The sequence below is a fragment of the Clostridium sp. 001 genome (assembly GCF_019056555.1).
GTDB classification, from domain to species: Bacteria; Bacillota; Clostridia; order Clostridiales; family Clostridiaceae; genus Clostridium_B; species Clostridium_B ragsdalei.
This window is the reverse complement of the sequence record NZ_CP020473.1, coordinates 880,364-906,041: the sequence shown is the minus strand read 5'-3', so window position 1 is coordinate 906,041 and position 25,678 is coordinate 880,364. Positions and strand designations below refer to the sequence as shown.

Sequence of the window (25,678 nt, the reverse complement as noted above, 5' to 3'; positions counted from 1 at the left end):
TTATGAAAAGAAAGGAATTGATATTTTGAGTTTAATAAGTGATGAAGAAATAGAACAAATTAGAAACATAAATCAGAAAAGGTTAGTAAAATTGCCAGATGGAACTTTAGTACCAGCATTAGGACAAGGCACATGGTATCTGGGTGAAAATTCACAAACGAGAAAAAGGGAGATAGAAACTCTTAGAATGGGAATAAGGCTTGGAATGATACTTATAGATACAGCAGAAATGTATGGAGATGGTGGTTCTGAAGTTTTAGTAGGACAGGCAATAAAGGACATTAGAGACAAGTTATTTATTGTATCCAAAGTATATCCATACAATGCAGGACTTTCAAATATAGTTACTGCTTGTGAAAATAGTTTAAGAAGATTGAATACGGATCATTTAGATTTGTATCTTTTGCATTGGAGAGGAAGTGTGCCTTTTGAAGAAACTATAAAAGGCATGGAAAAATTGAAAAAGCAGGGAAAGATATTAAGATGGGGAGTATCAAATCTAGATACAGTAGATATGAAAGAATTTTCAAGTTGTAAAGATGGGGAAAATTGTATGGTTAATCAGGTATTATATCACCTGGGATCAAGGGGAATTGAATTTGATTTACTGCCATGGCAGAGAAAGCACAACATGCCAATTATGGCGTATTGCCCAATTGCCAAAGGTGGTAAATTGAGAAGACAGTTATTAGATGATCCTATTTTAATAAATATGGCGAAAAAATATAATGCAAAGCCATTACAGATACTTTTAGCCTGGAGTATAAGGACAAAGGATGTGATTGCAATTCCTAAAGCTTCCTGTGAGGAACACGTAATAGAAAATGCAAGATCTGGATCAATTGTTTTATCTAAAGAAGATTTAATTGAACTTGACAGGATATTTCCAAAGCCTACTAGAAAAGTGATTTTGGATGTACTTTAGGCATTTTCAAAGAAATAACTAGTCAGTATGCTAGCCTATTTTTTATCATACTGCGTCGGTAGAACCCTTAGATAGGATTCACTATCTGCGGAACCTGTCTCCTTGTCTGATAAAAAATATACGTCGCATCTTTGACTTGTTATTTTCTTTCAAATGCCTTAAAAAATTTTATTTAGATTAATCTTTGAAATACATCTTCGTTTTAGTTATAATTAATCGAGTAAAACTTTATTAGATATATAAATATTTATCATAACGGAGGGAGTATTATGAAAATAAATCAATTACCAAAGTATTTGAAAGAAGTTGATGGCGAACTGTGGTTTGAGGAGTTTGAGGTTGAGAAAAAAAATTTAAAGATCACTTATAAAGTTAACAAGGTACTTTCTTATTTGAAATCCCCCTATCAAGAGATAGCTTTGATTGACACTGCGGCATTTGGCCCATGTCTTGCACTAGATGGAATAATGCAGTCCACTTCTGCAGATGGGTTTATATACAATGAGATGATAACCCATATTCCAGTACTTACGCACAAAAAACCAGAAAAGGTTTTAGTAATTGGCGGAGGAGATTGCGGGGCAGTGCGAGAACTTTCAAAGTATGAAGAACTTAAAACAATTGATATGGTTGAGCTGGATGAAATAGTAACAAGGGAATGTATAAAGTTTCTTCCAAACATAAGCGGAGGAGCAAATTTTGATAAAAGGGTGAATTTCAAATTTGGAGATGGAGTTCAATATGTAAAAAACACAGATATTAAATATGATGTAATAGTAGTTGATTCACCAGATCCAGAGGGACCTGCCAAAGATTTATTTGGAGAAGAATTTTATAAAAATGTGAAAAAAACATTAAATTCTGACGGAGTAATGGTATGTCAAAGTGAATCTCCAATGCTGCATCGTGATATAATTGAAAGTACAAGAAAAATATTAAAGGATAACTTTAAAATTGTAAAAACATATGTAGCTTTTGTTCCTACTTATCCTGGAGGATTGTGGAGCTTTACAATGGCCTCAGATGTCTATGATCCTTGTAATATAGATGTAGATAGATTGCCCTTAAATACCCGTTATTTAACAAAACAAATTGTAAAGTCCTGCTTTGACCTTCCAAATTTCATAAGTGATTTAAAATAAAGAAAAAATAAATTTAGCTAACATTGTTATGTTAGCTAAATTTATTTGGGGAGGATTATATGGTAAATAGTTTAAATGTAAAGGCAATTAAATTTAATTCTCCAGTTAAATTAAAACCTTTACTAATATCAATTTTAATTGGAGTACTAATTTGTTTTATACCTAAACCCAATATGGTACCTAGAAATGGATGGTACCTCTTGGCAGTGTTTATAGCTATTATAGTTGCCTGTGCTTTAGGGGCTGTATCACTTGGACTAGCATCCTTTATAGGCATATTTATTTTAACTTCCACACACATTATTACAGTAAAAACAGCATTTTCGTCCTATGCAGAAGGAGTTATTTGGCTGATTGTATGTGCTGATTGTCTTTCTATAGGAATAACTAAAACAGGCCTTGGCAAAAGGATTGCCTATAATCTTATTAAGAAGATAGGTAAGAGGACTATAGGTGCAGGATATTCTCTGGTTATATGTGAAATTATATTGTCTATGTTGATTCCAAGTTCTGCTTCAAGGGCTTGTGGAATAGTATTTCCTATTGCAAAATCTTTGTCAAGAGCCTATGGATCAAAAGTTGGAGATGGAACTGAGAAAAAAGCAGGAGAATTTTTAATGCTTACGGCACTACATAGTAATCTTATTTCATCTTCTCTATTTATGACATCTTCGGTTGTAAATTTACTAGCAATTACTATGGCTAGAGATTTGGGAGTAAAAGAGAATATAACTTTTGGCATGTGGTTTTTAATGGCATTAATCCCATCATTGATAGCTTTTATAGTTATACCTATAATCATTTATTTTTTATGTTCTCCAGAAATAAAAAAGATGGACAATGTTAAAGAATTGATGGATAAAAAATTAGAAGAATTAGGACCTATAAGTAAATCAGAGAAACTAATGATTTTTGTATTTGCAATAGTAGTTTTCCTTTGGATTATTGGAAATAAGATAAATTTAGATGTTACAACTGTAGGAGTTTTAGGGCTCATAATATTAATTTCTACAGGAATTGTGTCCTGGGAAGAATTTACTGGCAAAAAGGAAATATGGAATTTACTCATATGGTTAGGAGCATTTATGATGATGGCAGGTCAATTAAACAAATTGGGAGTTATTAAATGGATAAGCAGTATAGTAAGAGAACACATATATACAAAATCATGGATGCTTACACTAATTATAGTATGTATTATAATGTATTATTTGCATTACTTGTTTGCAAGCAATACAGTACATTTTACTGCCTTATTTTCAGCATTTTTAACTATATTATTAAGTGCTGGAGCTCCAGCAGTAGTATCTATATTTTTACTAGTTAATATATCAGCTTTAAGTTCTGGACTTACTCATTATGGGTTAGCACAAGGAGGAGTTTATTTTTCGGAAGGATATGTTAAGCAAAAGAAATGGTGGTTTGTAGGCTTTTGCGTTTCAATAGCACATCTTTTAATTATCATTGGAATTGGAATGTTGTGGTGGAAATTGATTGGAATATATTAAGAAGCTATTTATAAAGTTTTTTAAGTTCTAAATCTCTGCTATAAGAAATTATATATTTAAAAATATATTAGAAAAGCCAAGTTCTTGAATAGATTTTAGGAAATAGGAGGGTTTAAACATGAAAAAGGATTTTAGTATTTTGCTGGCACCAGATTCCTTCAAAGAGAGTATGACTGCAAAAGAAGCTTGTGAAGCTATGGAAAAGGGAATAAAAAAAGTAAATAAAAATATTAAGTGTATACAAGTTCCTATGGCTGATGGGGGAGAGGGAACAATGCAATCTCTCGTTGATGCTGCAGGAGGAGATATATATAAATTAAAAGTAATTGGACCGCTTGGAGATGAAGTGGAAGCTGAATATGGTATTTTAGGAGACGGCGAAACAGGTATTATAGAAATGGCCAGTGCAAGCGGAATAGGTCTGGTGCCCAAAGAAAAGAGAAATCCCCTCATAACAACAACATATGGAACAGGACAATTAATAAGAGAGTGTTTAAACCATAATATAAAAAAATTGTTAGTTGGAATAGGGGGAAGCTCTACTAATGATGGTGGTGTAGGGGCAATTCAAGCTCTAGGCGGAAAATTTATGAACAGAGATGGAAAGGAGATTGGATTTGGCGGCGGTGAGTTAGGCAAAATAGAAAAAATTGATTTAACAAATTTTGATGTTCGCTTGAAGAACGTCAAATTAGAAGTAGCTTGTGATGTTACTAATCCTCTCTGCGGAAAAGAAGGAGCGTCTAATGTCTTTGGACCGCAAAAAGGAGCTACTTCTGAAATGATTAAAGTATTGGATGATAACTTAAGGCATTATGCTAAAATAATTAAGGAACAAATTAATGTAGATGTATCAAATATACCTGGAGCAGGCGCGGCTGGTGGATTAGGAGCTGGACTTATGGTTTTCTTAAAAGGAGAGCTGAAAAACGGTATTGATATAGTTATAGAATATTCTAAGTTGGAAGAAAAAATTAAGCAAGCAGATATAGTTTTTACTGGTGAAGGTAGTATTGATTTTCAAACACAATATGGAAAAACCCCCATTGGAGTAGCTATGATAGCAAAGAAATACAATAAGCCTGTAGTAGCACTGGCAGGTAGTGTTGAAGATGGTATAGATGTATTGTATGAAAAGGGTATAGATTCAATTTTTAGTATTGTTAGAGGTGTGACCACATTAGACTGTGCTCTAAAAAAAGGCAGTGAAAATATAGAGAAAACAGTTGAAAATATAGTAAGATTAATGAATGTAAAATAGTTAAAATCACATGTAAGGAGGTTAAAGTTAAATGGATAGTAATCAATTAAAACCTTTGTATATTAAAGTTAACCCTGAAGACAATGTGGCTATAATAGTAAACAAAGGTGGACTTAAAAAGGGAACTACTTTTGAAAAATGATTGACAAATATGAACCCTTACAAGGTTACACATTTATGGGATATAAAAATGAAGATGGCAGCGTTGGAACTAAAAGTATACTTGGAATAACTACAACAGTTCAATGCGTACAAGGTGTTGTCAACGTTGCAGTAGAAAGAATCAAAAATGAGCTTTTACCTAAGTATAAAAATGTTGATGCTGTTGTAGCTTTGAATCATCTATATGGATGTGGTGTTGCAATACATGGTGATAATTCTGAAATCCCTATAAGGGCAATAAGAAATTTATCCAAAAATCCTAATTTTGGCGGTGAAATGCTGACAGTATCTCTTGGGTGTGAAAAATTAGTACCTACATTACTTTTTCCTGAAATAAAAGATGAAAATCTTGTCATACTACAGGAATGTTTTGGATTTGATGAAATGATTGATGAGATTATGAAAAGAGCAGAAAAAAAACTTAAAAAGTTAAATTCAAGAGTTAGAACCAAATGTCCAGTATCTGATTTAGTAGTTGGACTCCAGTGTGGTGGAAGTGATGCTTTTTCAGGAGTTACGGCAAACCCAGCAGTAGGATTTGCAGCAGATTTATTAGTTAGATCAGGTGCAAAGGTAATGTTTTCTGAGGTGACTGAAATCAGAGATGCAGTTCATTTGCTAGCACCTAGAACAGTTAGCGATGAAGTACTTGCAAATATAATAACGATGCTTCCAAATTCTCCACAGGTTAAAGAAGTTGTCTTGGGGGAAAATGGTGTTATTGAGGGAATAAAAAAGGGTTCTGTATTTATTGATATGAGTTCCATAGCACCGCTTGTTTCTAGGGAGATAGCTAAAAAATTAGAAGAAAAAGGAATTGACATGCTGGATGCTCCAGTAAGTGGAGGAGAACCAAAAGCTATTGACGGAAGTTTATCTATGATGGTAGGCGGAAAGAAAGAAGTTTTTGAAAAATATAAAGATTTACTTTTGAAGATGGGTACAAGTGCAGTACTATGTGGTGATGTTGGTGCAGGAAATGTAACAAAGTTAGCAAACCAGGTAATTGTTGCATTAAATATAGCAGCTATGTCAGAAGCCTTTGTACTAGGAACTAAAGCTGGTGTATCTCCAGAATTAATTTACAATGCTATTCGTGGAGGACTAGCTGGAAGTACTGTATTAGATGCTAAAGCTCCAATGGTACTAGACAGAAATTTCAAACCAGGATTCAAAATTGACCTACATATAAAAGATTTAAAGAATGCTGTTGAAACTGCAGCAGGAGTAGGAGCACCACTTTTCCTTACAAATCAAGTATTAGAAATGCTTAGAAATTTGCATTTAGATGGAGAGGACAAAGTGATCATTCTGCTTTAGTAAAATTCTATGAGAAATTAGGAAAAGTTGAAGTAACTAAATAATTTTGTAGGAATCCGTAGAACTTTAAAACAAAAAATAAACTACTTATGCTTGAGATTAACTTAGGTAAATGTAAAAAAGGATTTAGTATTGAGATCAGGTTCTTGATGCTAAATCCTTTTTTTATTGGAAATCCTGTTCATTAATTATTAACAACTGTATCTTGAAAAAGGCGCAGAAGTTCAATCTTTTTATTTACTTCTGCTTTTCTATAAATATTATGAACATGAGTTTTGGTAGTTCCAATTGATATGTATAATAGATCACTTATTTCCTGATTACTTTTGTTTTCTAATAAAAGGTGAATAACTTCTTTTTCACGGTTAGTTAAATTGTAAGTGCTGCAGAAAAAATTTAGCTGCTTTTCAAATTCAGAAGAATTTGTATCTGTATATGTAGAAGAATCTTTAGTGTAGAAAATACTATGAAGAACTTTATAGGATATTTTAATGGCCATAATAGAGAAGAAAATAGATAAAATATCTTGACTAAAATTTCTTTCGTTTACATTTCGTATTGATAAGTAAGCAATTAATTTGCCCATATTGGGAATTGTAACAATATCTTCTAAAGCAATAAAAATTGTGATAATAAAAGTTGTAGTAAAAAATATTCGGTATGGTTGTATACTAGCTTTATAGTCAGGATTGGTAGAGAACCTGAGGTAATAAAAATAAAAAAAGCAAAGACTAATGATATATAGTTGTTGTATTCCATAAAAGCATTCCAACTTCATGACAGATTCAGGCAACGTAGTTAAATAAATAGAAAGTAAGAAAAATGACATTGGAAACAATAAGTGTTTTATATGAAAACCTTTTTTTAATAATGCAAAAGTAATTAGTAAATAAAAAATTGATATTCCTGTTCCAACTAGTATTTTTAAGATAGGATATGTAATATGTGGAACTACATTTAGATTAAAATTAGTGCCGTATAATAAAAATTCAGCATTATAAATTATGAATTCATCTAAAACAAAAAAAATAAAAGTAAGCCCACCGTATAAATAAATCTTTTTTTTAGAATAACAGTAAGCAAGGAAACAGCTGGTAGACGCCATAGCGTACATAACAATTAAAAAAATATTATAAGAAAAGAAAAATAATTTCATTTTACAATCTCCTTTCACAGTGTTAGCTCATCTAGAAACTATTGCATTCCATTGAATACAAAATAATTTTATCATTTTTCTAATGAAAAAAATAGTCAAATTACAAAAATAGATAAAAGTTTATGTCGGTTTATGTGGTAAATATAAAAAATCCATCTATAGGTATAGCTAATTATATATCTATAGATGGATTTATAAATTTCCTCCAGATGGTAAGCTAGGAAATGCAAGTTCATGAAAATGAACAAACAACAATAAAAAAATATAAATTTTTAGGAGGAAGAAAAAATGGCAGTAAAAGATTTTATTAACACAAATGATTTTAAAAAGGAGGAATTAATGGATATTATTAACTTATCCTTAAAGTTGAAAAGATGTATCAAAAATGGATATTATCCACAGTTACTTAAACATAAAACATTAGGAATGATCTTTCAACAGAGTTCAACTAGAACAAGGGTATCTTTCGAAACAGCAATGGAACAACTTGGTGGACATGCTCAGTATTTAGCTCCAGGTCAGATTCAATTGGGAGGACATGAAACTATCGAGGATACAAGCCGTGTTTTATCTAGATTAGTAGATATTCTTATGGCACGTGTAGACAGACATAAGAGTGTAGTTGATCTTGCAAAAAATGCTACAGTACCAGTAATTAACGGTATGTCTGATTACAACCATCCAACCCAGGAAATGGGAGACATTTGTACTATGACAGAACATTTACCAGAAGGAAAGAAATTAGAAGATTGTAAAGTTGTATTTGTAGGAGATGCTACTCAGGTATGTGCTTCCTTAATGTTTATTACAACTAAATTAGGAATGCATTTCGTTCAATATGGACCAAAAGGTTATCAGTTAAAGAAAGAACTTACTAAGATTGGAGAAGAGAATTGTAAAGTATCTGGTGGTTCATTATTGATTACAGATAATGAAGATGAAGCATTAAAGAATGCAGATTTTGTTTATACTGATGTTTGGTATGGTTTATATGATGCTGAACTTTCTAAAGAAGACAGAATGGCAATATTCTATCCTAAATATCAAGTAACTAAAGAGATGATGGCAAAAGCAAGTCCTAATGTAAAATTTATGCACTGCCTACCTGCAACAAGAGGAGAAGAAGTAGTAGATGAAGTAATAGATGCTGATTATTCTATCGTGTTTGATGAAGGCGAAAACAGATTGACAGCTATGAGAGGATTACTTGTATATTTCTTAAATCAAAATGCAAAAAAAGAAGATAAAGTTGCACAAATGAAGTCTAGAGCTGAATTAGAAGTAGTTCTAAATTCTATTGGTTCAAAAAAATAGATTGGGGTGCATAAAATGGATGAATTAATGACAAACCCGGAAGCAGATGTTAAAGATAGAGAGTTAGGCACAAAGCCCGTAAAAAGTTTATATGCAAGATATAGTTTTGTTACTTTAGTTGGAATGATAGCACAGTGCGTTATGGTTATGTTTGAAGGAGTTATTATAGGACGTGGATTAGGAACTTTAGGTTTAGCTACAGTGAGTATTATCATGCCTCTTGAAAATTTGAGCCTGGCGCTAGGAGGATTTTTTGGAGTTGGTATCAGTAGTATCGCGGCAATAAAGTTAGGTGACAATGACCATGAGGGTGCTAGAAAAGTATTTGCACAGGGATTTTGGTTTTGTACAATATTTATGATTGTGTTGTCAATTCTTATTTTTACCAATGTAGGTAGAGTTGCTGGATTCTTAGGTGCAACATCTCAAATTACAGGTGATGTGGTAAAATTTATAAAAATATTTATGATAGGATACCCATTTTGTGTTATTGGGCAAATGCTGTGTTATGTATTGAGGGTGGATGAAAAACCAGGAATAGCTTCTTTCTTTATGTCCTTTGCATCTATTGTGGCATTAGCAGAACTATTTTTGTCCGTAGTTGTTTTTAAGATAGGGATTACTGGTGCTGCTATCTATTATGCGTTGTCAATAGGTTTATGGTTCGGTTGTATTTATTATTTCCTATTAGATAAAAACACTCTATTTAAAATTAAGGTATCTGATTTAAAAATTGATTTTACTAATATAGCAGCTGCACTAAAAACAGGAATACCGTTTTTTATCATACAGGCAGGTACATTTATTTTTGGAATTGTGATTAATAACATGCTGGGTAAACTTGGAAATGAGGTAGACATTGCAGCTTTTTCAATTATTAATGGTTATGTTATTTATATTCTTATGATGATTTGCAATGCTATGCTTGGTGGTGTTCAGCCAATTGCTAGTTATAATTATGGAGCTAAAAACAAGAGTCGTTTAAAAGAATTAATTAAAGTTAGTGTTTCAAGTAATTTTATTATTGTTATGATACTGGTTATAATTACTGAAATATTTGCTAAACCAATTATTAGTGCATTTGCTGGAAATAATGCTGGCCTTGTAAATTCAGCAACACTTTATACAAGAATTGTAGTATCTTTTGCGGCTTTTGGGTTTACTTCTAACCTGATTTCTGGATATTATCAAGCAGTGGACAAAGTTGCTGTATCTACTGTAATCGGTATAAGTCGATATGTGTTGTTTGCTATTCCACTTATATTTATACTAGTAAAACCATTTGGTATGATGGGAATTTGGTACAGTCAGCCAGTTGCTGATATACTAGCATGTTTATTGTCGTTAATTTTATTAGCAAGAGAAATAAAATCTATTAATAGTTTGGGGTAGTTTGATACTTAGAAAGGGGAAGTTTATGAATAAAGCAGATATTATTCTAAAAAGTAATCATATTTTTACAGGAACTTCAAAAGAAGTCATAGAGGGTATTGTTGCAGTTAAAGATAATAAAATAAGTTATGTGGGAGATGCATCTTGCTTAGATGAGCTAGTTGATGAACATACCCAAATATATAATTATGGTGATCAAATAATTATACCAGGATTTCATGATGCTCATGTTCATGGATTAATGTCAGCACTTATTTTTGATAAAAAAGTACTGCTTATTGGAGGTTTTTCAGAACAGGAATGTGTAGATGCTATTGGTGATTTTGCAGATCGATTTGGAGAAGATGAATGGATAGTTACATCAGGATGGTATCTTCCTGTATGGAAAAATAAAGTACTTCCTACAAAGGATTCTTTGGATGCAGTTTACCCTGATAGACCTGTGGCAATGATGTCAGGGGATGGACATACACTTTGGCTCAATTCTAGAGGACTTAAAAAATTAGGAATTACTGAAGATTCAATTCCACCAGTTGGGGGAAAGTATGGGAAAGATGAACAAGGGCATTTAACTGGTGTTTTATTTGAAACCGCAGGTTTAAGTGCTAGCTCAGATATTTTACAATCCAATGAAAAATGTTTATTTGAGGCTTATAAAAAATTTCAAGGGTATTTAGTACAAAATGGAGTAACATCTATTTGTGATGTGTCTATGATGGCTATGGAAGGAATGGATCAACTTAAAGATGATATATATCAAAAATTATTAGACGAAAATTTGCTAAAAGCACGTGTTAATATGTTTCCAACTATGACAAAAAATTTGGAACGTCCTTTGAAGATGAGAGAAAAGTATAAAGGTACTATGTTGAAATTTGGAGGAACTAAGCAGTTCTTTGATGGTGTTTCAAGTACACATACTGCATATCTTTCAGAACAATATTCTAATGCTTATTTTGAAGGTGACAATGGGAGAACTACCATTGATCCAAAAGATATGGAAGATCTTATTATGTCAGCAGTAGAAAATGATATGAGTATCAGAATTCATACAATTGGAGATGGAGCTATACACTTAGCTTTAGATTCTTTTCAAAAAGCAGAAAAGCAATATGGAAGAAAGCCAAATTTACAGCATACTTTAGAGCATTTGGAAAATATTCAAAAAGAAGATATAAAACGTTTAGCTGATTTGCATGTGATTGCATCAATGCAGCCGGGACATTGTCTAATAGATCCAACAGGCATTGAAAAGGATTTAGGATTGGAAAGATCTAAATTAATGTGGGCTTTCCGTGATATGCTTGATAGCAACGTTACATTGGCATTTGGAACTGATTCTCCAGTTGTTGAACCGATTCCTTTATTAACAATTTATTATGCTGTTACAAGAGAAAATGTACAGGGAGAACCTGAAGGAGGCTGGGAACCTCATCAGAAAATTTCAGTAGAAGAGGCATTGATAGCTCATACCTATGGATCAGCATGTGCTGCTGGCCGTGGTAAGGAACTTGGCACATTGGAAAAAGGTAAATTAGCAGATATTGCAGTTATCGACAGGGATATTATTAATCTGCCACCTAAGGAACTTCTAAATGCTAAAATATGCTTTACTATGACTAATGGAAAAGTAGTACATAAGGCAGAGTAGTAGTTTTAAATAAATTTTATCTAATTAGTACTATAGATTAACTTTAATAATCTAAATATATTATATTAAGGAAGGTATTTATTGTGAAAACGTTAATGTCAATACCTAAAGAAGATGGATTTAGAATGCCAGGAGAATTTGAGAGACATGATGGATGCTGGATGATTTGGCCTGAAAGAACGGATAACTGGAGACTTGGAGCAAAACCTGCACAAAAAGTATTTGTTGAGGTTGCAACTGCTATTAGTGAATTTGAACCAGTAACTGTATGTGTTAGCAATTCTCAGTATGATAATGCAAGAAGCAAACTTTCAGGGCAGGTGCGTGTGGTTGAAATGTCCACAGATGATTCATGGATGCGTGACTGTGGTCCTACTTTTGTAACCAATGGAAAGGAAGTAAGAGGAATTGACTGGACTTTCAATTCATGGGGTGGTTTGGTAGATGGTCTGTATTTCCCATGGGATAAAGATGATCATGTTGCTAGAAAAATTTGTGATATTGAGAGAAAAGATAGATATCGTCTGGATGACTTTATTTTAGAAGGTGGTTCAATTCATGTAGATGGTGAGGGTACGTTGATTACAACGGAAGAATGTCTATTAAGTAAGGGACGTAATTCTCATCTTACAAAATTAGAAATCGAAGATATATTAAAGAAATATTTAAATCTGGAAAAAATTATTTGGATTCCTTATGGAATATACAATGATGAGACAAATGGGCACGTAGATAATATTCTTCATTATATTGCTCCAGGTGAAATCGTTCTTGCATGGACAGAGGACGAAGATGATCCACAATATGATATTTCTCAAAAAGCATATGAAATTCTAAGTAGGGAAAAGGATGCAAAAGGTAGAAATCTAAAGATTAACAAATTAATGTTACCTAAAACATTCTAATTACGAAGGAAGAAAGTGAAGGAGTGGATTCTGTAGATGGTACTCTTCCACGTTGTGAAGGAGACCGACTTGCAGCCTCTTATGCAAATTTCTATATTGCTAATGGAGGTGTTGTATTCCCAATGTTTGGAGACCCTAATGATGAAAAAGCAAGAAAAACTCTTGAAGCTTGCTTCCCTGGACGTAAGGTAGTTGGAATATATGCTAGAGAAATTCTGCTTGGTGGAGGAAACATTCATTGTATTACGCAGCAGCAGCCTGGTATAAAATAATTAGGCATAGAAATTTTTATAAAAAAGGAGAAGAAATATGTCAAGAATTGTAATTGCCCTTGGGGGAAACGCTTTAGGAAAAACTCCAATAGAACAACAGAAAATGATAGATAATGCAGCTCCATCTTTAATTGGATTAATCAAACAGGGGCATGAAATAATTATAAGTCATGGCAACGGTCCTCAAGTAGGAATGATAAGTCTGGCACTTGATATTGCTTCAGCTAACAATGATAAAGTTGCAAAATTTGAGTTACCAGAGTGTACGGCTATGAGTCAGGGATATATAGGATATCATTTGCAAAAGGGGTTAAAAAAAGAACTAAAAAAGCAGGGAATGCCATGGCATGTGGCAACTGTAGTAACACAAATGTTAGTAGATAAGAATGATAATGCTTTTAAATGCCCTACAAAACCAATTGGAGGATTTTATTCAAAAGAAGAGGCATTAAAGATGATGGAAGAAGACCCTAAATTAGTAATGAAAGAAGATGCAGGAAGGGGCTACAGGCAGATGGTTGCATCTCCTAAGCCAGTTGACATAGTGGAAAAGGACTCCATATTGAATTTGCTTGACCATGAATTTATAGTTATTGCATGTGGAGGTGGTGGCGTACCAGTTATTTTAGATGAAAATGGAGATTATAAAGGAGTTCCAGCTGTTATTGATAAAGACTTTGCTTCTGCAAAGCTTGCAGAACTTGTAGACGCAGAATACTTGTTTATTTTAACAGCAGTTGATCGTGTTGCTATTAATTATGGGAAGCCAAATCAAAAAGAATTAAAAGAAGTATCAGTTAAAGAAGCAAAAGCATTAGCTGAAGAAGGACACTTTGCTCCTGGAAGTATGCTGCCTAAAGTAGAAGCTGCTATCCAGTTTGCAAGTAGTAAGCCTGGTAAAAAAGCTGTAATTGCTTCTTTAGAAAAAGCACCACTTGCAATGCAAGGACTCAGTGGAACTCTAATTAAAATGTAGTACTAATTAAAATGTAGTATATATAATAGTAATTTTAAAGATACCTGGTGAGGCTAATAGTTTTACCAGGTATTGATTTAAAAGAATGTAATTATGGTTCATTCGATGAATTCAGAATAATATGACAAAGGATTATTGAATATTTAGGGTAATATTGGTTTTAGAGTCAAGTGAAAGATATTAATTTTAGATGAGAAAGGAGGAATGAAATTGAAACTAAAAAAGATTAGTATGAAAATTTTGATGATATTCTTACCAATAACTATAATTTCTGTACTTATGCTTACTACTACAGCTTATTACTCAAGCAAGCAAATAATTGATACTGAAGTTAATGGAAAAATGAAAAGTCTTTTAAGTAATAATATAGATAATATAGAAAAAAAGCTTATAGTACATTCAAAAATTGTAGAAGCTATGACTAATGTTGTCAAAACATCTTATAAGAAGGTAGGTGAAGAAAATTTACAAAACTTGCTTAAGGAAATGTTGGATTCTAATTCGGATTCTGGAACCCTAGGGGCAGGTATATGGTTTGAACCTAATAAATTTGATTCTGCATTAAAGTATTTTGGACTATATGCATATAAGAATGAAGGTAAAGTAGTCTTTACAGATGTGTATAAAACTGGGCAGGATGATTATTTTAAAGATAGCTGGTATAAGGTAAATATTAATTCTAAAAAAACTGTAAAATGGTCTTCAGCACTGTGGGATTCACTTGCTAGTAACGGTACTTCAAAAGTGACTTTAGTTTCTGCAACATCACCTATTTATGACGATAATCATAGTTTTATAGGTATAGCTTCTGCTGATATTGACATAAGTTCTATTCAAAAGAATATTGCTAACATAAAGATTGGGAAGAGCGGAAGGGCCTTTTTAATAGATGAAAAAGGATTTTATATGGCTGGAGCTAATATTGGCACTGATAAAATTATGAAATCTAAAATTACTGAAGATAAAAATAATTCTTTGAAAAAGTTAGGACAAATTATGATTAATTTAAAGGTTGGCAAAGGAGAGGTAATAGATAAAAATGGAAGAAATATAGTTTATTTTGACGAAGTTCCTGAAACAAAATGGATAGTAGCAATTTGTATTCCTGAAAAAGAATTATATGCAGGTGTAATTTCTCTAATGAATAGAATGATAGCAATTGCTGCTATTTTTATATTAATATTAGTTTTATCTATTATCTTTTTAGTAAAATATTTAAAGAGCAATGTAGATAAAGTTAATAATTTAGCAAAGAGTTTAGGTTTGGGAGATTTAACTCATAAAGTACAAATCAATTCTGAAGATGAATTTGGTCAAATGGCTGTTAATCTTAATTTTATGATAGATAATATTAAACAAATTGTAAGCAATGTGGCTGGCTATTCTAATGAATTAAATTTTTCTAGTAAAAATTTATCTGAAACAGTAGCAAAAGTTACTTCACAGTTTCAAACTATTAATGGCGCTATGAAAGAAATTAATGGAGGGGTGCAAGAAACTACAGCTTCTGCCGAAGAAATATCAGCATCTATGTATGAAATTGGGACTAACGTGAATACTTTATCAAATAAAGCACTTAATGGAAGCAATAATTCATTAAAAATAAAGGAAAGAGCTTCAGAAGTTGAACAAAATAGCAGCAATGCAATTCATGAAACTGAATTAATTTATGGAGAAAAAGAAAAGAAAATTATTGAATCTATTAAAGAGAGTAAAGTAGTTGAAGAAATTGATATAATGGCAGATACTATAGCAGATGTAGCCAAACAAATAAGTTTGTTATCCATAAATGCGGCCATTGAAGCTGCAAGAGCAGGGGAAAAAGGTAAGAGTTTTGCGGTAGTTGCTGATGAAGTAAAAAAACTAGCAGAACAAACATCTGAAGCTGTTAAGAACATAAAAGAGATTATTAGTGAAGTGAAAAATGGATTTACTAATCTTTCAAATAATAGTAATGAATTATTAGTTTTTATGGATGAAAATGTAAGAACTCAATTTAAGTACTTTAATCACATCGGAATCCAATACCAAGAAGATGCTAAATTTGTAAATAATATGTCTAAAAATTTAGCTTCTATGACTGAAGAAATTAGCAGTACTATGGGGGAAGTGTCTACAGCAATAGAAAATTTAGCAGAGTCATCTCAACGGTCAGCTGAAAGTTCAAATCTTATTCATAAAAGTATGGATCATTCTGAATTAGCAATGGATCAGATATTAAAAACTTCTCGAGATCAAGCTGAATTAGTTCAAAAATTGAATAAGCTAATACAAAAATTTAAAATAAGCTAGCTGGAGAAAAATATTTATCCATACATTAGAACAGAAATAGAGCTATTGAATATAATAACTAATGGTAGTAAATAAAAAAGGAGCGTATATATATTTGAATATATATGTAGTCCGTCCAGGAGAATCTACATGGTCTATAGCTAGAAAATTTGGAGTTTCTCCGGACAGTATAATAAAGGCCAACGACCTCAATCCAAGGGAAAGTTTAGTAGTTGGACAATCAATTGTAATTCCATCAAGGGAAAGAGCCTATAGGGTTAAAGCAGGAGATTCACTGTGGTCTATAGCTCAAAAATTTGGAGTTTCCGTAAACAGCATACTGAGTTTAAATAACATGTCAAGTTCTTCCGCTATTTATCCAGGTATGACACTTAGAATACCTGAAAAATCCAAAAACTATGGAACTATTGAAACAAATGGTTTTATACAACCTTCTACTGATGAAAAAGAAACTAGAATTGTAATTGATGCAGCACCATATCTAACTTATATAACTCCTTTTAGCCATCATATTACTGCAGAAGGGGGATTGACTCCGCTTAGGGATGAAACAATTATTGCGGTTGGAAAAAATAATAGGGTTGCACCGTTACTTTCAGTTACAAATTTATCTGAGAAAAACTTTGATACTGAGCTAATAGGAAAGTTCCTTAATGATGAGAAAGCTCAAAATAATCTTATAAATAATATGATAGATATGATGAGGAGAAAGGGTTATTATGGAACTATAGTAGATTTTGAAAGGATTCAACCAGAAAATAGAACGAAGTATAACCGCTTCCTTGAGAAATTAGTAGCAAGGCTTCATCCACTTGGATATGTAGTTGGAACTGCATTGGCACCTAAAACATATGATGTAAAAGCTGGTGCATGGCATGGAGCTCATGATTACAGTGCTCACGGCAGGATAGTTGATTTTGTAATAATAATGACTTACGAGTGGGGGTGGTCGGGTGGCCCACCTATGGCCGTTGCCCCAATTAATGAGGTGAGAAAAGTAATAAACTATGCAGTAACCGTAATACCTCCTAATAAGATAATGATGGGAATGCCGCTTTATGGATACGATTGGACACTTCCATACACCCCAGGAGGAGAATTTGCAGAAAGCGTAGGAAATAGAGAAGCGGTGGATAGAGCAAGAAGATACGGAGCTGTCATAAGGTATGATCAAAAAGCACAATCACCATATTATAACTATATAGATGAAGAAAGACGGCAGCATGTAGTTTGGTTTGAAGATGCAAGAAGTGTAGAGGCCAAATATAAACTTGTAAGTGAATATGGACTTCGAGGTGTTAGCTACTGGGTTTTAGCAAAGCCATTCCCAGAAAACTGGCAGGTACTTGATAATATGTTCAATATTGAAAAAGTTATACCAGCTAGGTGATATGGTTAGAATATAACTGCGAAATTAGTTTTTTCCTCCATAGTTTAATTATTAAAAACTGTTTAGTACAATTTAAAATGTACCCTGTAGGATGGACACATTAAAAGAGGTTGTGTCTAATCTTACAAGGTACTTTTATAGTTTGTGCTAATTATTTTCCTTGAGCTAGAAGTTAGGTATTCAGAATGGTGTTTCAAATACAAATGATAATAGATGGATTAGATATAATGGAACAATTACTATGTATTATAAGGACAGGCTGTTATTCTGGTAACTAATGATGGAGAGAAAATAGTAAAAGTAAAGCAGAGCCAGATGATAAATAGTTATAATAAAACAGATAAATTTAAATTAATAGTTGTATGCCTTGAAAGCCAATATGGAAAATTTAAAAGAGAGCTTGAAAATTTAATAATAAAAACTGTGCCAGACAGTATACTGTAAAAACCATACTACTTACATATAGTATTAAAATAATACGACGATAATTACATGATATAATTTTTTATGAGGAAGGTGAGAAAATAAAAAATGAAGGACAAGTATTTTGATGAATTGATAGAGGAAGGTGAAAAAGATATTGATAAAAATAGTAATATAACTATAGATTTGAATAATAAATGGAACTGTGAACTAATAAAGCATTTGTTAAAGGCTGCTTATGAGGATGGATTGGAAGAAGGGAAAGGTATAAGAGGCCAAGAAATTATAGATATGCTAAGTAGAAGATACTGCTAAAATAAAAATGAACACAAAAGGTAAAACGAATGTAATACTAGTCATGTAAGATAATAAAAATAAAAAAGGAAGGATACTATGAAAAAGATAAAAACTGTTTTTATCATTGCTGCATGCATTGCCCTTAGTTCACAGGTATATTTTAATTTATTTGCACCTGGTTTTACAATAACATTATCTGTAATTGTGCTGCCTATTCTTCTCTATTTTAATAGGGAAATTAATCCTCTTTATTTAACAGCTATAGTTGGAATAGCTTCACCACTTTATAGAGGACTTATTATGTACATAAGTAATACTAGTTTACATCAAATAGTTAGTCCAGTTTTTACTGATATTCTATTTTATTTTACATATGGAATGGTATATTATTTTTTATATTGGAAGAAAATAGAGGCAAATTTGACTAATTTTTTTGTTTCAGCTGTTTTAAGTGATTTTATTGGTAATGTTTTAGAACTAAGTGCACTTATGGCTTTCAAAGGATATAAGTATATTATGTTTCAAGACCTCGTAATTATAGCTTTTATAAGATCTACAATAGCAATAGGTGTAATACTGTTATTTAGATATTATAGTTTTTTACTTGTAAGGGAAGAACATGAGAAGAGATATAGAAAGCTGATACTTATTACTTCAAAAATTAAAAGTGAAGTATATTTTATGAATAAAAATAAAACAGATATTGAAGGTGTTATGAAAAAGGCTTATTATCTTTATAAAACGTTGTCTGAAAATAATTATCCAGTTGAATTTCAAAATGCGTCTTTAGATGTTGCAAAGGATGTTCATGAAATAAAGAAAGATTATGCAAGTGTTATAAAAGGTTTAGAAGAGATATTTGATAAAAAATATGATAATGTTAAGATGAACATTAAGGATATTATGGATATTGTTGAAGCAGATGTAAAAGAACATATAAGAAGAAATAAGTTAAATGTATACTTAGATTTTAAGATATATGATAATTTCAGCGTAGAGAAACATTATTATCTGGTTTCAATTATAAGGAACTTAATTTACAATAGTATTGAATCTATGGAAAAGAGAAAAAATGGCTATATAAGAATTGTTATTAGTAAAAGACAAGGTGAATGCATTTTTGTAGTGTCAGATAATGGATCAGGAATAAAAAAGAAGGATTTAGCTTATGTTTTTAATCCTGGATTTTCAACGAAATTTAATAAAGAAACCGGAGATATATGCAGAGGAATAGGTCTTACTCATGTAAATGGAATTGTAACTGATATTTTTAAGGGCTCAATATCAGTTGTTTCAGAAGAAAAAAAAGGCACAGAGTTTACTATAAAAATAAAAGAGGAGAAGATAGAAGGCGATCAGGATGAGATTTTATGTTGTAGATGATGATATAAGCATAGTTAGAATATTAACTATGATAATAGAAGAAGACGGCAATTTTGAAGTTGTAGGAAGTTCATGCAATAGTGAAGATGCTTTTAATGACATACTTTTACTTAAACCTGATATTGTACTTGTAGATCTTCTTATGCCCGAAATGGATGGAAATGTTCTTGTAAGAAAACTTAAAAGCTTGGATTCAAGCATTTGTTTTATTATGATATCTCAAGTATTAGACAGTGATTTAAGAGCAGAGTCTTATGAAGCAGGAATAGAATTTTTTATAAATAAGCCAATAAATAAGATTGAGGTTAAAAAAGTAATTTCAAAAGTGGCAGAAAGGGTAGAAATGGAGAATATGCTGTCTAATATAAAGAAAATGCTTAAAACTCCAAATAAAAGTAAAAAGGTCGACAAAACTGAAAATGAAAATCTGATCAAAGTAAGACATATTCTAGGTATGCTTGGTATGCTCGGAGAAAAAGGTACAAATGATATAATCAAGATAAGTTTATATCTTATGAAGAATAATAGAAATTTTGTAGAATGCAATTTAGATGATTTGAAAAACTATCTAGGAGATAATGCTCAAGTTGTAAAGCAAAGGATAAGAAGGGCAATAAAAGTAGGATTTACTAATACAGCTAATATGGGTATAGAGGATTATGCTGATGATACTTTTCATACATATGCAAATACACTTTTTGATTTTACCAATGTAAAAGCTGAAATGGATTATATAAATCATAAAAGGAAAACAGGAGGAAAAGTTTCTGTAAATAAGTTTTTTGAAGGGCTTGTACTTAAATGCCAGGATGAATAAAAAATAGCATAGTATTAAATTAAAAGTTCTTAAAATTTTATCTTGAGAACTTTTTTGAATTATCTTGATTTATTTTGAAACTTACATTTTATCATAAAATATGATTAATTGTGACATTTGAGAAAACGGTTTATTTTTGATGGTTTATAAATTAAATTAAGGAGGAAATAATATGGATGCAAATGAAAACGATATAGAAGAGGTACTTGATAAGTCAAAAGGTCTTGAAAGAAGTATGGCAAGCAGACATATTCAAATGTATACAGTTGGCGCAACAATAGGGACGGGCATTTTTTTAGCTTCTGGAAACGTTATCAATAAAGCCGGCCCAGGAGGTGCTGTAATAGCATATATAATTGGAGCATTGATAATGTATTTAATGATGTCTTGTCTTGGAGAGCTTGCAGTAGCAATGCCTGTTTCAGGAAATGTACAAGCATATGCAACAGAATTTATTAGTCCTGCAATGGGATTTACGACTGGTTTTATGAAATGGATAAGCTGTGCAGTTACAGTTACTGCACAAATAGTTGCCTCATCTATTATAATGAAAAATATCTTTCCAAATATTAATCCCATAATTTGGATATTATTGTTTACTATATTGTTAGCAGTTCTTAATATTCTTCCATCTGGAAATTTTGGAGAAACTCAATTTTGGTTTGCGAGTATTAAAGTAATAGCTGTAATATTATTTGTTATAACTGGAATTGGAATAATTACAGGTATTATAGGAGGAAAAACTATTGGATTTACAAATTTTATTTCTGATGGTGGTGCCTTTCCTAATGGCTTTAATGCAATATTAGCATCGATGTTATCTGCTATTTTTGCATTTGGTGGTTCTGATCTTATTGCAACTGCAGCTGGTGAGAGTAAAAATCCTGAGATAGAAATGCCGAAGGCCATAAGAGGATTTATAATTTTAATAACTTTATGTTATGTTACATGTATTTTCTTAATTGGATGTGTACTTCCATGGAGACAGGCAAATCTTGCAGGAAGTCCATTTGCATATATGTTTAAAAGTGCAGGAATTACATCAGCTTCACTTTTAGTTAATATAATTGTTGTAACGTCAGCATTATCATCAGCCAATTCTTTTTTATATGCAAGTATAAGAACGCTCTGGTCACTTGCAAAACATAATCAAGCTCCTAAAATACTAGCTAAAACAAATAAAAAAAAGGTTCCAATATATGCACTTATTATCTCTCTGTCATTTGCATCATTTGCAATTATTTCAAGTTTTATAGCAGCAGATACAGTTTATCTTTTTCTTATATCTTTACTTGCTAGTATTGATATATTTATTTATACAATCGATTGTATATGTCAAATGCGCTTTAGAAAAAATTTTATGTTAGAAGGAAATAAAGTTGAAGATTTAAAATATAAAACACCATTTTATCCAATTACTCCGATTGTAGCAATTATATTGTATGTGGTAGTAATAATAGCAATGATAATTGACCCTACTGAAAGAATGGCTATTTATACTGGTGTTCCTACAGCTTTGATTTTGTATATAGGATATGTACTATTTTCTAATAAAAATAAGAAGAGGAATATTGAGAGAGCAAGTTAATTTATATCAATTGTTTCAAAAGAAAAAAAGACACAGAGTTTACTATAAAAATAAAAAAACATGAGATAGAAGGTGATCAGGATGAGATTTTATGTTGTAGATGATGATATAAGCATAGTTAGAATATTAACTATGATAATAGAAGAAGATGTTAATTTTGAAGTTGTAGGAAGTTCATGCAATAGTGAAGATGCTTTTAATGACATACTTTTACTTAAGCCTGATATTGTACTTGCAGATCTTCTTATGCCTGAAATGGATGGAAATGTTCTTGTAAGAAAACTAAAAAGCTTGGATTCAAGCATTTGTTTTATTATGATATCTCAAGTATTAGACAGTGATTTAAGAGCAGAGTCTTATGAAGCAGGAATAGAATTTTTTATAAATAAGCCAATAAATAAGATTGAGGTTAAAAAAGTAATTTCAAAAGTGGCAGAAAGGGTAGAAATGGAGAATATGCTGTCTAATATAAAGAAAATGCTTAAAACTTCAAATAAAAGTAAAAAGGTTGACAAAACTGAAAATGAAAATCTGGTCAAAGTAAGGCATATTCTAGGTATGCTTGGTATGCTCGGAGAAAAAGGTACAAATGATATAATCAAGATAAGTTTATATCTTATGAAGAATAATAGAAATTTTGTAGAGTGCAATTTAGATGATTTGAAAAACTATTTAGGAGATAATGCCCAGGTTGTAAAGCAAAGGATAAGAAGGGCAATAAAAGTAGGACTTACTAATATATCTAATATGGGTATAGAAGATTATGCTGATGATATTTTTCATACATATGCAAATGCACTTTTTGATTTTACCAATGTAAAAGCTGAAATGGATTATATAAATCATAAAAGGAAAATAGGAGGAAAGGTTTCTATAAATAAGTTTTTTGAAGGCCTTATATTTAAATGTCAGGATAAATAAATTATTCTTATTAATAAATCTTGCTTGTTGGAAGAATCACCACTAGAAAAATAAAATAGATTCTTTAATCTATATGGAAATATAAAAAATAAATAAGCCTATAGCAAGTTCTTTAACTAGTTATAAACTTATTATACGAGGAGTGCAATTTATGAGAAGTATCAAATACAATATAATATTAGTTATTTCATCTCTATGCATATTAAGTTTAATAATATTAGCTTCAGTAAGTTATTTTATTTCTTATGATTTAATAATGAAGGAATCCAAAAGCAAAATTATCGCAGAATCAGATAAATATTCTGAAATAACTAACGAATGGATTGGCGAACAGGGAAAAGTAATCAAAGAAATTGGAGATTGTATTCAGCAAATGGACACAAATGATAATAAAAAAATTTTAACATACCTGCAAGAAAAAACAAAAGACAATCCTAATACAGGGGGAATATATCTAGGGTTTAAAGACAGAAGATATTTAGATGGAACTGGGTGGATACCTGATAAAGATTTTGATTGTACTCAAAGGTACTGGTATAAAGATGCTGTCCAAAAAAATAAATTAGTTTATTCTGAACCCTATTTAGATGAACTTACAAAAAAAATGACAGTTTCGATATCTGAACCTATTGTAAAAAATGGTGAAATAATCGGTGTTGTAAGTTGTGACTTTAAATTAAATACAATTAAAATCATGCTAGATAAAGTAAAACCTGTAAATAATAGTTATACATTTCTGCTAGATAATAAAAATGATTTTATAATGCATCCCAATAAAGATTTTCAACCTACAAAAAATGAAAATAAAAATGTTAATAAAATTATGAATGGAAAATTTGCTAAGATATTAAATAATAATATAACTCTATTAAAGGATTTTGATGGTAAAGAAAAATATTTTGTTACTTCTAAGGTTAACTGTTGTAATTGGCTTGTTGGTGTTGTAGTACCTAAAAATGAATTGGAAAAACCACTTCATTCATTATTGTTAGGATTCATTTTGGTAATAATTATAATGTTAGTGCTTTCAATCTTACTTTCCTTATATATTGGAGGTAAAATTGGAAATCCAATAATATCTGTAACAAAGTTAGTAAAGAAAACTTCCAACTTTGATTTAACTTCTGATACTAGCTGTGATTATTTATTAGGAAGAAAAGATGAAATAGGACAACTTGCTAATGCTACAATTTCAATGAAAAGTTCACTTATAGAATTAATAGGAGCTATACTAGAAGAATCACGTACAATAGAAAATGTAGTAAACACTATAAAAGATAAAATGTCAAATTTGAATGAAGATGTAAAAAAAGTATCTTCAAGTACAGAAGAATTATCGGCAGGTATGGAAGAGACAACAGCGTCTGCTGAAGAAATGTCAGCTACATCACAGGAAATAGGTAGTGATGCTCAGTCTATAGCAGAAAAATCACAGACAGGTGCACTACAGGCCGGAGGAATAAATAAAAGAGCAGATAAAACTAAAAAAAGTGTACAAGCATCTCAGGAAAAAAGCTATCAAATGTTTTTAAGTACAAAAAAAGAACTTGAAATTGCTATAAAAAAGTCCAGCGTAGCCAAACAAATAAATGTGCTTTCAGATACTATCATGCAAATAACGGAACAAACAGGCCTTTTGGCATTAAATGCAACTATTGAAGCTGCAAGAGCGGGAGAAGCAGGAAATGGATTTTCAGTAGTAGCTGAAGAAATTACAAACCTTGCAGGACAATCAAAAGATGCGGCTTCTGAAATACAAAGTATAACCAATAAAGTAATTGAAGCGGTAAATAATCTCTCACAAAGTTCCAGCAGTCTTTTAGAGTTCATGGAGAAGGATGTAAATAAGGATTACAAATCAATGCTTACAGTATCAGAAGAATATAGTAAAGATGCTAGATTTGTAGAGAGTTTAGTAGTAGATTTTAGTTCTACATCAGAGGAACTTTTAGCATCTATTAGTGATGTGTTAAAAACTATAGATAATGTAGCACAGTCAGCAAGTGAAGGTACAAGTGAAATATCAAATATTTCCGATAGAGTACTTGAAATTAATAATAGGTCAGATTATGTATTAGATGAAGTAATTAAAGCAAGTGATTGTGCTAATAAATTGAAAGCTCAAATTTCTAAGTTTAAAATTTAAACAAACTTTTAATAATTTCTGGTATACGTGAAAAAATCCTACATACACCAGGGATTAAGGAAAAAAGGTGTGTAAATTATTTTATGTATTCTCCTCTCTTTACACAAATAATTATTGAAAAGTAGATATTTGTATCTACTTTTCCTCATTTTATAGTCTTATAATATATCTTAATCATCTTAATTTTTCTAGTACAAGTCATATAGTATCAACTCTATATTCTATACTTATTATCTCGTATATATGATTATTATATCTAATTCATATATGTTCATCAGTTCAAGTAGAGGCAAATATTTAATAATATGATTAAGTTATGGTAATTTCTATAGAAACAACCTTTTACATATTGTTTTAATGATTTAACCTATTCATTTTCCTATGCGTAAATCATTCTATGCAAGTACTGTATTGAAGAGAGTAAATTTTAAAAATTT

At 31.2% G+C, this 25,678-nt stretch carries 20 protein-coding genes and 2 pseudogenes; 21 read left to right on the top strand and 1 reads right to left on the bottom strand.

Annotated features, from left to right (window positions below; genetic code table 11):
• Positions 1 to 25: 25 nt before the first annotated feature.
• The 6 genes and pseudogenes from B5S50_RS04035 to garR all read left to right on the top strand — a co-directional run bounded on the left by B5S50_RS04035 (position 26) and on the right by garR (position 6,362).
• Positions 26 to 925: an aldo/keto reductase gene (locus B5S50_RS04035; RefSeq protein WP_217303179.1), complete on the top strand. Its 900-nt coding sequence runs from the start codon at positions 26 to 28 to the stop codon at positions 923 to 925.
• Between the two features lie 269 nt (positions 926 to 1,194).
• Positions 1,195 to 2,067, top strand: a complete 873-nt coding sequence (speE, locus tag B5S50_RS04030; RefSeq protein ID WP_063602338.1) for a polyamine aminopropyltransferase — start codon at positions 1,195 to 1,197, stop codon at positions 2,065 to 2,067.
• A 59-nt stretch (positions 2,068 to 2,126) separates the two neighbouring features.
• The gene (locus B5S50_RS04025) at positions 2,127 to 3,575 is read left to right on the top strand and encodes a DASS family sodium-coupled anion symporter (RefSeq protein ID WP_217303178.1); all 1,449 of its coding nucleotides are present in this window, start codon (positions 2,127 to 2,129) and stop codon (positions 3,573 to 3,575) included.
• Between the two features lie 118 nt (positions 3,576 to 3,693).
• A complete protein-coding gene (locus tag B5S50_RS04020; protein WP_217303177.1) occupies positions 3,694 to 4,836 on the top strand; it encodes a glycerate kinase in 1,143 nt (380 codons plus the stop codon).
• 138 nt (positions 4,837 to 4,974) lie between these two features.
• Positions 4,975 to 5,373, top strand: a pseudogene (locus B5S50_RS21920) (UxaA family hydrolase); the annotation flags it as partial.
• Between the two features lie 9 nt (positions 5,374 to 5,382).
• Positions 5,383 to 6,362: pseudogene (garR, locus tag B5S50_RS21475) on the top strand (2-hydroxy-3-oxopropionate reductase).
• A gap of 140 nt (positions 6,363 to 6,502) precedes the next feature.
• Here the strand turns inward: garR and B5S50_RS04010 are convergent.
• Positions 6,503 to 7,474 carry a helix-turn-helix transcriptional regulator gene (locus tag B5S50_RS04010; RefSeq protein WP_217303176.1) on the bottom strand — a complete coding sequence of 324 codons (972 nt, stop codon included), beginning with the start codon at positions 7,472 to 7,474 and terminating at the stop codon, positions 6,503 to 6,505.
• A gap of 288 nt (positions 7,475 to 7,762) precedes the next feature.
• Between B5S50_RS04010 and ptcA the strand changes: the two genes are divergently transcribed.
• From ptcA to B5S50_RS03945, 15 genes are all read left to right on the top strand, one after another.
• Complete coding sequence (ptcA, locus tag B5S50_RS04005) at positions 7,763 to 8,788, top strand: putrescine carbamoyltransferase (RefSeq protein WP_217303175.1); 1,026 nt, start codon at positions 7,763 to 7,765, stop codon at positions 8,786 to 8,788.
• Positions 8,789 to 8,803: 15 nt separating this feature from the next.
• The gene (locus B5S50_RS04000; RefSeq protein WP_254306702.1) at positions 8,804 to 10,180 is read left to right on the top strand and encodes an MATE family efflux transporter; all 1,377 of its coding nucleotides are present in this window, start codon (positions 8,804 to 8,806) and stop codon (positions 10,178 to 10,180) included.
• Positions 10,181 to 10,205: 25 nt separating this feature from the next.
• Positions 10,206 to 11,831: an amidohydrolase gene (locus B5S50_RS03995; RefSeq protein ID WP_217303174.1), complete on the top strand. Its 1,626-nt coding sequence runs from the start codon at positions 10,206 to 10,208 to the stop codon at positions 11,829 to 11,831.
• Between the two features lie 83 nt (positions 11,832 to 11,914).
• The gene (aguA, locus tag B5S50_RS03990; protein ID WP_368041498.1) at positions 11,915 to 12,736 is read left to right on the top strand and encodes an agmatine deiminase; all 822 of its coding nucleotides are present in this window, start codon (positions 11,915 to 11,917) and stop codon (positions 12,734 to 12,736) included.
• A gap of 23 nt (positions 12,737 to 12,759) precedes the next feature.
• Positions 12,760 to 13,008: an agmatine deiminase family protein gene (locus B5S50_RS21915; RefSeq protein WP_368041497.1), complete on the top strand. Its 249-nt coding sequence runs from the start codon at positions 12,760 to 12,762 to the stop codon at positions 13,006 to 13,008.
• A 37-nt stretch (positions 13,009 to 13,045) separates the two neighbouring features.
• On the top strand, positions 13,046 to 13,984 hold the full coding sequence (gene arcC, locus B5S50_RS03985; protein WP_217303173.1) for a carbamate kinase: 939 nt from the start codon (positions 13,046 to 13,048) through the stop codon (positions 13,982 to 13,984).
• Between the two features lie 210 nt (positions 13,985 to 14,194).
• Complete coding sequence (locus tag B5S50_RS03980; protein ID WP_217303172.1) at positions 14,195 to 16,276, top strand: methyl-accepting chemotaxis protein; 2,082 nt, start codon at positions 14,195 to 14,197, stop codon at positions 16,274 to 16,276.
• Positions 16,277 to 16,370: 94 nt separating this feature from the next.
• The gene (locus B5S50_RS03975) at positions 16,371 to 17,666 is read left to right on the top strand and encodes a LysM peptidoglycan-binding domain-containing protein (protein ID WP_217303171.1); all 1,296 of its coding nucleotides are present in this window, start codon (positions 16,371 to 16,373) and stop codon (positions 17,664 to 17,666) included.
• A 315-nt stretch (positions 17,667 to 17,981) separates the two neighbouring features.
• A complete protein-coding gene (locus B5S50_RS21775; protein WP_302180679.1) occupies positions 17,982 to 18,110 on the top strand; it encodes a hypothetical protein in 129 nt (42 codons plus the stop codon).
• An 87-nt stretch (positions 18,111 to 18,197) separates the two neighbouring features.
• Positions 18,198 to 18,404, top strand: a complete 207-nt coding sequence (locus B5S50_RS03970) for a hypothetical protein (RefSeq protein ID WP_041705147.1) — start codon at positions 18,198 to 18,200, stop codon at positions 18,402 to 18,404.
• 78 nt (positions 18,405 to 18,482) lie between these two features.
• Complete coding sequence (locus B5S50_RS03965) at positions 18,483 to 19,769, top strand: ATP-binding protein (protein WP_217303170.1); 1,287 nt, start codon at positions 18,483 to 18,485, stop codon at positions 19,767 to 19,769.
• Entirely contained in the window at positions 19,747 to 20,586 is an 840-nt protein-coding gene (locus tag B5S50_RS03960) for a DNA-binding domain-containing protein (protein ID WP_217303169.1), read from the top strand. Before B5S50_RS03965 ends, B5S50_RS03960 begins: the two co-directional genes overlap by 23 nt.
• A 172-nt stretch (positions 20,587 to 20,758) precedes the next feature.
• Entirely contained in the window at positions 20,759 to 22,174 is a 1,416-nt protein-coding gene (locus B5S50_RS03955; protein ID WP_217303168.1) for an amino acid permease, read from the top strand.
• A gap of 81 nt (positions 22,175 to 22,255) precedes the next feature.
• Positions 22,256 to 23,095, top strand: coding sequence for a DNA-binding domain-containing protein (locus B5S50_RS03950; protein ID WP_217303167.1), 840 nt, complete (start codon positions 22,256 to 22,258; stop codon positions 23,093 to 23,095).
• Between the two features lie 151 nt (positions 23,096 to 23,246).
• Complete coding sequence (locus tag B5S50_RS03945) at positions 23,247 to 25,241, top strand: methyl-accepting chemotaxis protein (RefSeq protein WP_217303166.1); 1,995 nt, start codon at positions 23,247 to 23,249, stop codon at positions 25,239 to 25,241.
• The last annotated feature ends 437 nt before the right edge of the window (positions 25,242 to 25,678 follow it).